General features: G+C 61.0%; 11 protein-coding genes. 7 read left to right on the forward strand and 4 right to left on the reverse strand.

The annotated features are described in order from the left end of the window. Nucleotides 1-79 (reverse strand): YheU family protein (locus tag VIL80_RS01005; protein ID WP_332034316.1); only part of this gene is annotated, 79 nt, incomplete at its 3' end. Nucleotides 80-193: 114 nt separating this feature from the next. After that, a complete protein-coding gene (locus VIL80_RS01010) occupies nucleotides 194-1024 on the reverse strand; it encodes a class I SAM-dependent methyltransferase (RefSeq protein ID WP_332034306.1) in 831 nt (276 codons plus the stop codon). Between the two features lie 224 nt (nucleotides 1025-1248). Here VIL80_RS01010 and VIL80_RS01015 point away from each other — a divergent pair, with 224 nt between their 5' ends. The 4 genes from VIL80_RS01015 to mnmC all read left to right on the forward strand — a co-directional run bounded on the left by VIL80_RS01015 (nucleotide 1249) and on the right by mnmC (nucleotide 4982). Beyond that, nucleotides 1249-1779, forward strand: coding sequence for a glycine cleavage system transcriptional repressor (locus VIL80_RS01015; protein ID WP_332034307.1), 531 nt, complete (start codon nucleotides 1249-1251; stop codon nucleotides 1777-1779). A 108-nt stretch (nucleotides 1780-1887) separates the two neighbouring features. Continuing rightward, entirely contained in the window at nucleotides 1888-2352 is a 465-nt protein-coding gene (gene trmL / locus VIL80_RS01020) for a tRNA (uridine(34)/cytosine(34)/5-carboxymethylaminomethyluridine(34)-2'-O)-methyltransferase TrmL (protein ID WP_332034308.1), read from the forward strand. A 53-nt stretch (nucleotides 2353-2405) separates the two neighbouring features. Beyond that, nucleotides 2406-2927, forward strand: coding sequence for a flavodoxin FldB (gene fldB, locus VIL80_RS01025; protein WP_332034309.1), 522 nt, complete (start codon nucleotides 2406-2408; stop codon nucleotides 2925-2927). Between the two features lie 12 nt (nucleotides 2928-2939). Beyond that, the gene (gene mnmC / locus VIL80_RS01030; RefSeq protein WP_332034310.1) at nucleotides 2940-4982 is read left to right on the forward strand and encodes a bifunctional tRNA (5-methylaminomethyl-2-thiouridine)(34)-methyltransferase MnmC2/FAD-dependent 5-carboxymethylaminomethyl-2-thiouridine(34) oxidoreductase MnmC1; all 2043 of its coding nucleotides are present in this window, start codon (nucleotides 2940-2942) and stop codon (nucleotides 4980-4982) included. A 3-nt stretch (nucleotides 4983-4985) separates the two neighbouring features. On the opposite strand, the gene VIL80_RS01035 is transcribed toward mnmC, so the two are convergent. Further along, the gene (locus VIL80_RS01035; protein WP_332034311.1) at nucleotides 4986-5609 is read right to left on the reverse strand and encodes a DUF502 domain-containing protein; all 624 of its coding nucleotides are present in this window, start codon (nucleotides 5607-5609) and stop codon (nucleotides 4986-4988) included. 51 nt (nucleotides 5610-5660) lie between these two features. Here VIL80_RS01035 and VIL80_RS01040 point away from each other — a divergent pair, with 51 nt between their 5' ends. Further along, nucleotides 5661-6443, forward strand: a complete 783-nt coding sequence (locus VIL80_RS01040) for a glutaminyl-peptide cyclotransferase (RefSeq protein ID WP_332034312.1) — start codon at nucleotides 5661-5663, stop codon at nucleotides 6441-6443. A 56-nt stretch (nucleotides 6444-6499) separates the two neighbouring features. Here VIL80_RS01040 and VIL80_RS01045 read toward each other — a convergent pair whose 3' ends face one another. Further along, nucleotides 6500-6985 (reverse strand): hypothetical protein, encoded by a 486-nt coding sequence (locus VIL80_RS01045; RefSeq protein WP_332034313.1) that lies wholly within the window; start codon nucleotides 6983-6985, stop codon nucleotides 6500-6502. Between the two features lie 173 nt (nucleotides 6986-7158). Here VIL80_RS01045 and recQ point away from each other — a divergent pair, with 173 nt between their 5' ends. Both recQ and VIL80_RS01055 read left to right on the forward strand, forming a co-directional pair. Further along, entirely contained in the window at nucleotides 7159-9051 is a 1893-nt protein-coding gene (recQ, locus tag VIL80_RS01050; protein ID WP_332034314.1) for a DNA helicase RecQ, read from the forward strand. 114 nt (nucleotides 9052-9165) lie between these two features. Continuing rightward, nucleotides 9166-10454: serine hydrolase domain-containing protein (locus tag VIL80_RS01055; protein WP_332034315.1), on the forward strand; the 1289-nt coding region annotated here is incomplete at its 3' end.

Raw genomic sequence — 10454 nt, forward strand, 5'->3', positions numbered from 1 at the left:
CGGTGCCATCGCGGGTGGCGTATTCCTCCAAAAGGTTTTGCAGGGTTTCGGGGTCGAGTTGTCTATGGGGAATTATCATTCACTCTCCACTACGCACATATAGCGGGCGCTTACGCAGTACTTAACTTGAATTGAAGGACAAAAAAAAGCCCCGGAATTTCCGGGGCATTGTAACTTTGTGAAATCTAAAGTATCAGGATTTTGGCTTACGGAACCGCAAAGTCATACGGTCACTTTCCCCGATCGCCAGATACTTGTCCTTGTCTTCGTCACCCAGACGCAGGGATGGCGGCAGAGTCCATACCCCTTTCGCGTAATCCGCGGTGTCTTTTGGATTCGCATTGATCTCACTGGATTCTTCCAGCACAAAACCCGCATTCTTCGCCAGCTCGATCACATATTCCTGAGTCACATAGCCGCTTTTGCCCATATCCTCACGAGTGGTCCCCGGCTTCGCCCGGTGTTCTACCACACCCAGCACACCGCCCGGCTTCAGCGCATCGTAAAACGCCTTGAAGGCCGCCTGCTCGTTATTGCCGCCCATCCAGTTATGCACGTTGCGGAAGGTCACCACCACGTCCGCCGAACCCGCCGGCGCAATCTCGCTGTTGCCGCCGGGAACAAACTCCGTCAGCTTTACCGCACCGTATGTGTCCTTGTCTGCGGCCAGCATCTCCTCGAACTTGGCCCGGGAATTCTTGTAATAGCCCACCTCGGTCGCCTTCGGGAAATGCGCCGCATACAGCGTACCCTCTTCCTTCAGCATCGGCGCCAGGATCTCGGTATACCAACCGCCGCCCGGCCAGATTTCCACCACTGTCATATTCGGCTCAATCTGGAAAAACGCCAGTGTTTCCGCCGGGTGGCGGTACTTGTCCCGCGCCACGTATGCCGGCGTGCGCTGATCCCCATTCACCGCACTGTCGAGCGCCTTGTTCTGGGTATCTGCGTGCACCGCGCCGGCAAAGGACAGCGCGCAGGCAGCGCCCGCCAACCACTTTGCCATTTTTATCGGGTATCTCATCGGGTTTCTCCTTTTGAGCGCCTTTTGTGGGCTTGTTTGGAATTATGTTCCGCGAACAGCGATTCAACACCGTCAATCCGTCCTTGTAAAGGCCGCGACCGAGCCGTCCCGGCTCCCCGAGGGAGAGTTGAGAATTTTGCCCACCCGGCGCGACACTGGCTACAATTCAGCTCAGCAATGAGGTACCGCACTACAATTCAGCAGCACCAATAAGGATATCCCCCATGCAGCAACACCTTGTCATATCCATTATCAGCGATGACAAACCCGGCGTAGTGGAAATGCTCTCCGCCGCGGTGGCGGAAAACGGCGGTAACTGGGAAGACAGCCGCATGGCCCACTTTGCCGGAAAGTTCGCCGGTATCTTGCGGGTCAGCGTGTCGGCAGAAGACAGCGGTCGACTCAAGGAAGCACTGAAAAGCCTCGCCGGCGCCGACTTCAAACTGCAGGTGGAAGACGCCCTCGCCGTCGCCGCAGAAAGTCGCCAGACCCTGCAGCTCAAGCTGGTGGGCAATGATCGCCCGGGGATCGTCAAGGAAATCTCCCGCGCCCTCGCCGCCCGTAGGATCAATGTGGAAACCCTGGACACCCGCTACGGCAGCACCCCCTGGAGCGGCGAGCCGCTGTTTACCGCCGAGTGCACCATCAGTGTGGCGGAAGACATCGAACTCGACGGTCTCTACGACGAACTGGATGAAATCGCCGACGAGCTCGGCGTCGAGATCGACTGCGAAGAGACCTCCTCCGCGTTATAATCCCCGCCCTTCGCGGCCCACTTGGTCACCAATAGACCCGGGCCGCCTACCTGACCGGCCCTCCCGTGGGGCACCCGTGGTCGAATTCGATCAGCCCAAGTTGTAGCCATGTTCAAAATAGTGCTCTACCAGCCCGAAATTGCCCCCAATACCGGCAATATCATTCGCCTGTGCGCCAATACAGGTGCCGAACTGCACCTGATCGAGCCGCTCGGCTTCGCCATGGACGACAAGCGCCTGCGTCGCGCCGGGCTCGACTACGCCGAGTACAGCCGCGTCGTGCGCCACCGGGACTGGCAGGCATTTGTGGAATCCGAGCAGCCTGCGCGGGTGCTGGCGCTGTCCACCAAAGGCAGCCGTGCCCACTCGGAAATTGAGTTCCGCGACGGCGACGCCATCGTCTTCGGCCCCGAAACCCGCGGTCTGCCGGCGGAATTCCTGGCCATGACCGGCAGCGAGCACACCTTGCGCATCCCCATGTGCGCCAACAGCCGCAGCATCAATCTTTCCAATGCGGCGGCAATAGTGATTTACGAGGCCTGGCGACAGCTGGGTTATACAGGCGCGATTTGACCGCCTGATACTTTCTTTATCGGGATTAATCCCACAGAACTCTGACCAGAACCATGCGCGCACCTATCGGACTTTTTTACGGCTCCAGCACCTGTTACACCGAAATGGCGGCGGAAAAGATCCGCGATCGCATCGGCGAGGACTGGATCGACATCCACAACGTGGCAGATGAGGATATCGCCCAGATGCAGGAATACGACTTCCTGATCCTCGGCATCCCCACCTGGGACTATGGCGAACTGCAGGAAGACTGGGAAAACTGCTGGGACCATCTGGCGACACTCGACCTCGGCGGTAAGACTGTCGCCCTCTATGGCCTCGGCGATCAGGCCGGCTATCCCCAGTGGTACCAGGATGCCCTCGGCTACCTGCACGCCCAGGTCCTTGCCCTTGGCGCCAAAGCGGTGGGCTACTGGCCTGCGGAAGGCTACGAATTCGAGGAGTCCAAGGGGCTGACCGCGGACGGCAAATACTTTGTCGGTCTCGCCCTCGATGAGGAAAACGAATTCGACAAAAGCGACGAACGCCTCGACCAGTGGTGCGCACAAATCATGCGCGAATTTGGCCTGCGCTGAACGGTTGTCGCCATGTCAGAACAGGAAAAAAAGCCGGTCAACCTGGCGCAGCTCGAATGGCGTGACAACGGTCAGCCGGTGTCCTCCGCCTTCGATGACATTTACTTTTCCACCGCCTCCGGCCTCGAAGAAACCCGCCACGTATTCCTCGCCCACAATCACCTCAATGAGCGCTGGGCGAACCTCGCGGACGGCGCCACCTTCACCATCGGTGAAACCGGTTTTGGCACCGGCCTGAATTTTCTCGCTGCCTGGCAACTGTGGCAGCAGTGCGCCCCCGCATCTGCCCAGCTGCACTTTGTCAGCGTGGAGAAATTTCCCCTGCACCCCCAGGATCTCCGCCGCGCAATGGCGCTGTGGCCCGAACTGCGCGAGTTCAGCGAACAGCTGATTGCCCACTACCCCACCTACCTGGCGCCAGGCGTACACCGGCTGAATTTTGCCGGCAATGTACACCTGACCCTGATCATCGACGAGGCGTGCCGCGGCTTCGAACGTGTGCAACTGGACGATCCGCAAAGAGACAGCACGGTAAACGCCTGGTTTCTCGACGGCTTCGCGCCGTCAAAAAACCCGGAGATGTGGAGCGACGAACTGTTTGACGCTATCGCCCACCTCAGCGCAGCAGATTGCACCTTTGCCACCTTTACCTGCGCGGGCATCGTCAAGCGGGGACTGAAGGCGGTCGGGTTCGCATTGGAAAAAGTGCCGGGATTTGGTCACAAGCGGGAAATGCTGCGCGGGCGCTTTGCCCCGGCGACACCCGGCCAGCAACGAGCACACCAAGCAACCCCGTGGCACTTGCCCCCTAGCCGCGGGAACGTACCGGTCTCCATCGCCGTGATCGGCGCGGGCATTGCCGGTGCGACTGCCGCGCGTGCGCTGGCGGAGCGCAACTTCCACGTCACCGTGTTCGAACAGGGGGAAGAACCCGGCAGCGGTGCCTCCGGCAACGACCAGGGGATTCTCTACGCGAAGCTCTCGCCCAAACCCGGCCCCAACGGCGACTTCAACCTGCTCGCACTGCAGTTTGCCCAGCGCTTTTACCCCTCTCGCTGTGCCGACGCGATCCATTTCGACGGTCTGCTGCAACTGGCAGAAACGGAAAAAGAACAACAGCTGCAGCAGCAGGTGATCGACCATCTCGGACTGGATGCCGACGCGCTGCTCGCACAACCGGTGTCCGCACGCCGTGCGAGCGAGCTGGCCGGTGTCGATCTCGCCATGCCCGGGCTCCATTTCCCGGATGCCGGCTGGCTGCGCCCCAAGCAGGTGTGTCGCAGCCTGCTGCAGCACCCGAACATTGACTTCCGGCCCGGCACGCAGGTATGCAGCGTTCGGCAATCCTCGGAGTGCTGGGAGCTGCAAACAGACAGCACGGGTAAAACCGAATCGCAAATTTTTGACGCGGCGATCCTGTGCAGTGCCAATTTCAATCGGCAATTCCCCCACACTGCGCCGCTGCCGCTGCAGCCAATCCGGGGCCAGGTCTCCTTCGCCGAAGCGACACCGCCATCGCGAGCACTGAAAATCGCCCTCTGTGGCGAAGGCTATATCGCCCCGGCGGCCCCGACATCAGACACAGAGGAAAGGCAGCAACACAGCTTCGGCGCCACCTTCAAACTGAAGCAGACGGATACCGAAATCCGCGAGGAAGAACACCGGGAAAACCTGGAAACCCTGGCCTCACTGTTGCCAGAGATTGCCGAGTCCTTCCGCAACCAGCCATTGCGCGGCCGCGCCGCACTGCGCGCAGCCACCCCGGACTATCTGCCTATGGCAGGCCCGGTCGCGGAGTGGGAACAGTTGGAAAATACCTACGGCGCGCTGCGCAAGAATCGCAAGCAACTGATTGACCAGCGCACGCCGTACCAGCAAAACCTGTACGTACTTGCGGGACTAGGATCACGCGGATTTGCCTATGCCCCACTTGCTGCGGAAGTACTGGCGGCATGGATCAGCGGAGAGGTCATGCCGGTATCGGCAGATCTGGCGAAGGCTCTGCACCCAATGCGCTTTGCCATCCGCGCATTGGGTAAAAACCGCGACGTTTAGTTTTTAAACTTCCTGAGCCGGTGCCTGTAACAGGGCACCGCTGCCGGAGCCACAGGACACAATGGATTTCATCGCCGCCTCCACGGTCACGTGCGGAAGAATCTCCACACATTCCGGCGGCAGGTGGTAAACAAATCCGGAGGTGGGCACCGGCGCTGTCGGCACATACACGGTGAAATCGCCATTTGGATGCTGCGAAGTCACAATCGCCGTCACCGACAGCGGATTGTCCGCACCGTGAATCCGCGCCCTTGCCACCGGCCCCGACAGCACCCCTTCACTACCTGCGCCACCGATAAACTGCAGCACCACGTCCTTGATGGTGTTGTACCCCGGCGCCAGCCTGCCCAGCCAGTGGTCCAGATGCCGGTGCATCCAGCGCCCCACACTGGTTTTTACCAGCAGACCGATCATAAAACACAGGCCCACAATCAGCGCTAGGACGATCAGGCGTGCAAAGTTATCCTTGAAGTCCGTATGAGCCTGCATCCACTCCGTGGCCGGTGCCACCAGCTCACTGATCTGGCCGAACAGCCATTGAAACAGCAGGATGAAAATGGCAATGGGCAATACCACCGCCAGGCCACCAAGCAATGTCAAAGTGACAAATGCCTTTATTCTGGTCATAAACTACTGCACCGATAAAAAACGATTAAACAGGGACACGCTCAGCCAACCATGAAATCCGCTATTACCGCACTGCTGTCGCTGCTGGTTTTACCCCTTACCGCGCTTGCCGCGGCACAGCCGGCCCTACAGCAGCTCGACTACCAGCTGCTCGACAGTAAAACCCGGCCCGCGGATCACTTTACCCAGGGACTGTATTTCGACGGCGAGCGCTGGCTGGAAAGCAGCGGCCTCTACGGTCGCTCATGGCTGGCGGAGTATACCGACCCGGGCGCCAATCCCGTAAGACGCAAATGGCTGGCGGGCAACCGCTTTGCGGAAGGGCTCGCAGTTTTCGGTGAGCGGCTGTACCTGCTGACCTACCGCGCGGGCGAGGTACAGATCTATCGCCGTGAAGATTTTTCGCTGGAGAAGGTACTGAGCTACACCGGGGAAGGCTGGGGTCTCACCAGCGACGACAAACAGCTGATCATGAGCAATGGCAGTGACACCCTCACCTTCCGCGACCCGGAAACCTTCGCCATTACCCACAAGCTTCAGGTGCGTGGCGGTGGTGAAAACTGGACGCGGCTGAATGAACTGGAATACGCCAACGGCCTGATCTGGGCCAATATCTGGCAGGATCCAAGGGTCATTGCCATCGACCCGGCGAACGGTGAAGTTAAGGGGGTTCTGAACCTGGCGGAATTGCGCCGGGACAGCGCGCCAGGCAACTGGAACGTCGACGCAGTGGCCAACGGTATTGCCTGGGATCGTGCCCGCAACGGGCTCTGGGTGACGGGGAAATACTGGCCCAAGCTCTACCTGATCCGCCCGCAAGGGCTGGGCTTCTGAGTCGCGGCGCAGTCCATACCCTGCGTCATTCGCCGCGCAATCAATTGTGTAGGCAATCAGTTTCGATAGTAATCAATCACCGTCAGGAAGCCGCCGCTGCGCATGGACTCCAGTGCGGCCCCCTGCAGTTGCAGACGATAGCCGCGCTGCTGGCGCTCGAGGGTCACACCATCGGCCCCTTCTGCACCGTCAAACAGCATCGCGTGCTGGCCAGCGGCAGTGCGCCACTGCACCCCTTCCACACTGCGCATACCCGGTAGCTCGATGGTTACCGCCTGCAGGTCCGCCGGCAGTTCGCGCATTTCCATGCGGGCGATGCCGCTGGATGTGGCCAGTGAATAGTTGAGCTGGTGTTCCGGCGCCTGCTTCCAGCCGAGGTGAGTGTCCGCCACCGCGGACTGGGCGAGATTGCGGGGGTTGAGGGAATTGCCGGCGTTAGTAGTGCAGCCCGCAACCCAGATCAGTGCACAAGGAATCAGTACACGGACCCAAATTGAAGAGGATGTCGATGTGGTGGATGACGTCACTGTCTTGGCGCGCATAGCTTTATCCCTATCTATGTCTGCGGTGGAGGGATTATAGACCAAGATCACACTCCCTGAAGTAAACAGGCGCCAATACGGGGCGAAATCGCGCAATCGGGCGTCAACAATTCGACTCCGGGCAGCCAGATCCGGTTCACACCCCGCCCTGGGCAAACGGTATACTGCCGCCCATGACAGAATCACACTCGCTTTCCGGCACAGACGCCGGGATTTCAGCAGCGCAGCCCCCCGCGGGCAGCCCCCATTTCATTCTCGAGCATACTTTCGGCTACACCGGATTCCGCGGTGACCAGGAAGCCATCATCAGCACTCTGGTCGCAGGCGAGGACGCGCTGGTGCTCATGCCCACCGGCGGCGGCAAATCCTTGTGCTATCAGATCCCCGCGCTGGCGCGCCCGGGATGCGGGATCGTGATTTCACCGCTGATCGCCTTGATGCAGGATCAGGTGGAGGCCCTGCGGGCAGCCGGTGTCGCGGCGGCGTTCCTGAACTCCTCCCTCGGTTTCGACGAAGCCCAGCAGATCGAAAACCGGCTGCTCGGCGGCGAGCTGGAACTGCTGTACCTGGCCCCGGAACGACTGTTGCAGCCGCGCACGCTGGATCTTCTGCAGCGCGCCAACATATCCCTATTCGCCATCGACGAGGCGCACTGTGTCAGCCAGTGGGGGCACGACTTCCGCGCTGACTACCTGCAGTTGTCCTGCCTGCACCAGCGCTTTCCCCAGGTACCGCGTGTCGCCCTCACCGCCACCGCGGACCAGCGCACCCGCCGCGAGATCGCCCAGCGACTGGACCTGGAAAACGCGCGACACTTCGTCAGCAGCTTCGACCGCCCCAATATCCAGTACCGTATTGCGCCCAAGGACAATCCCAAACGGCAGCTGCTGCAGTTCCTCAACAGCGAGCAACAGGGCAGCGCCGGTGTGGTCTACTGCCTCTCCCGCAGCAAGGTGGAGTCCACTGCCGAATGGCTGCAGCAGCAGGGGTTCAATGCCCTGCCCTATCACGCCGGCTTGCCTGCGCCGCTGCGCGCCGAAAACCAGCGCCGTTTCCTGCGGGAAGAAGGCGTGATCATGGTGGCCACCATCGCTTTCGGTATGGGAATCGATAAACCGGATGTGCGCTTTGTCGCCCACCTGGATCTGCCCAAGAGTATCGAGGCCTACTACCAAGAGACCGGCCGCGCCGGCCGTGATGGCGAACCCTCCACCGCGCTGCTGCTGTACGGCCTGGAAGATGTGGTGAAGCTCAGCCAGATGGCCGCTACGTCCGAGGGCAGCGAAGAGCACAAGCGCCAGGAGCGCCAGCGGCTCGACGCCATGCTGGGCCTGTGCGAGATCACTAGCTGTCGGCGCCGGGTGCTGCTGCGCTACTTCGAGGAAGAGCTGGCGGCAGACTGCGGCAACTGTGACACCTGCCTGGAGCCACCCGCCACCTGGGATGCCACCGAGCCCGCGCGCAAGCTGATGTCCGGGATTTACCGCAGCGGCCAACGCTTTGGCGCCGCCCATGTGATCGACATATTGCGGGGGGCGGATACCGAGAAGGTCCGCCAGTTCGGTCACGACAAGCTGTCCACTTATGGCATCGGCGCGGACATGAGTGCCAACGAATGGCGTGCCATCATCCGTCAACTAGTGGTGCGCGGTTACCTGCGGGTCAACGCAGAGGCGTTCAATGCGCTGCAACTGACCGAGCAGTGCCGGCCAGTGCTGCGCGGCGAGGAAAGTGTGCAACTTCGCACCCTGCCCAAAGCCGCCCCGACCAAGACTACCAGGCGGGATAGTGGTGCTGGCGACGCCCGCGCAGAAATTTCCCCCACAGACCAACCGCTGTGGGACGCACTGCGCGCCCTGCGCAAGTCCCTCGCCGAGGAGCGCGGCGTACCGCCCTATGTGGTATTCCACGATGCCACATTGCGGGAAATGCTCAGCGCTCGCCCGCGCACTACCGCAGAAATGCTGGCCATCTCAGGTATCGGCGACAGCAAGCTGGCGAAATTCGGCGAGCCCTTCCTGGCGCTGCTGCGGGAGTTTGACGCCGAGTACGGTGTTAGCGACTGACGAGATTCCAGGCACCCCATCCGCGGCAACGCCAGAAACTGGCCGCCGTTAACCTGCCGGCGCCCGATACCCCGTTGTTAGAATTCCGCCAACACGCTTAACCGGGTCAAAACCGTGAAAAAAATAATACTGATTCTGCTCGCGACACTGGCCACTCTCGGCCTGGCGCTCGCCCTGCTGGCACCGACCCTACTCGGTTTTTCCATCGCCCAGCTCGGCAGCGCAGTCAATGTGGCCACCGGCATGGGCGCCAAGCTGGCCTGTTCCGGGCGCTATGTGTCCGGCTTCAGCGAAGCGCAGAACCTGGAGGACCTGGCCTCCTACTCCCCCGCCAATCGCCTGCTCAACCTGCGCTACCAAGACAACCCGAAGCAGGTAACCGCCACCCTGTTCGGGCTCGGTGAAACCAGCGCGCGTTACCGCCCAGGCCTCGGTTGCACCTTGGATATCGGCGATACCAGTACACTGGACCGCATCACTTTCGCGCCGCCGGCCGTGAACAACGCCGAGTGGCCGGCGGGCAGCAATGCCACCCATATCGATAGCAAGCTCCAGCAGACACTTGACGGCATGGTTGCCAGCGACAATGCCGCGGGCCTGCAGACCCGCGCATTACTGGTGGTACAAAACGGCAAGCTGGTGGCGGAGTCCTATGCTGAAGGCATCGGTGCGCAGACGCCGCTGCTGGGATGGTCGATGGGAAAAAGCCTGACGGCGATGATGATCGGGCGCCTGCAGGCGCTGCAGCCAGAGCAGGCCATTTCACTACCGCTGTTCCCGGAGTGGAGTGACGCGCGCAGTAATATCTCGCTGGAAAACCTGCTGCAGATGTCGTCCGGACTCGACTTCGACGAGACCTATGCACCGGGCAGTGACGCCACCCGCATGCTGTTCAACGCCCACAGCGCTTCCGGCGTAGCCCTGCAAAGCCCGCTGAAATACAGCCCCGGCGAGCACTTCTCCTATTCCTCCGGCACCACCAACCTGCTGGCGCGCTGGGCCTACGAACAACTGGGCAGCTCGCCCCAGGCCAGTGCGGACTTTTTCCAACAGCAGATTCTCGCACCACTCGGCATGCGCAATACCGTATTCGAGGTCGATGCCAGCGGCGTTTTCGTGGGCAGTTCCTATATCTACGCCTCCGCCCGTGACTGGGCGCGCCTTGGCCTGTTGATGCTGAACCGGGGCAACTGGAACGGCGAGCAACTGCTTGCGGAAAGCTGGGTGGATGCCGCCCAGCGCCCGAACGACAGCAACAACGACCCGCGCTACGGCTATCAGTTCTGGCTGAACGGCGGTGGTGAAGAACTGCGCTTTCCGGCGCTGCCGCAAGACAGCTACTTTATGCTGGGCAACCGCCAGCAGGTGGTCATGATCTCGCCATCCACCAATACCGTGATTGT

Source organism: Microbulbifer sp., from assembly GCF_036563125.1.
Lineage (GTDB): Bacteria > Pseudomonadota > Gammaproteobacteria > Pseudomonadales > Cellvibrionaceae > Microbulbifer.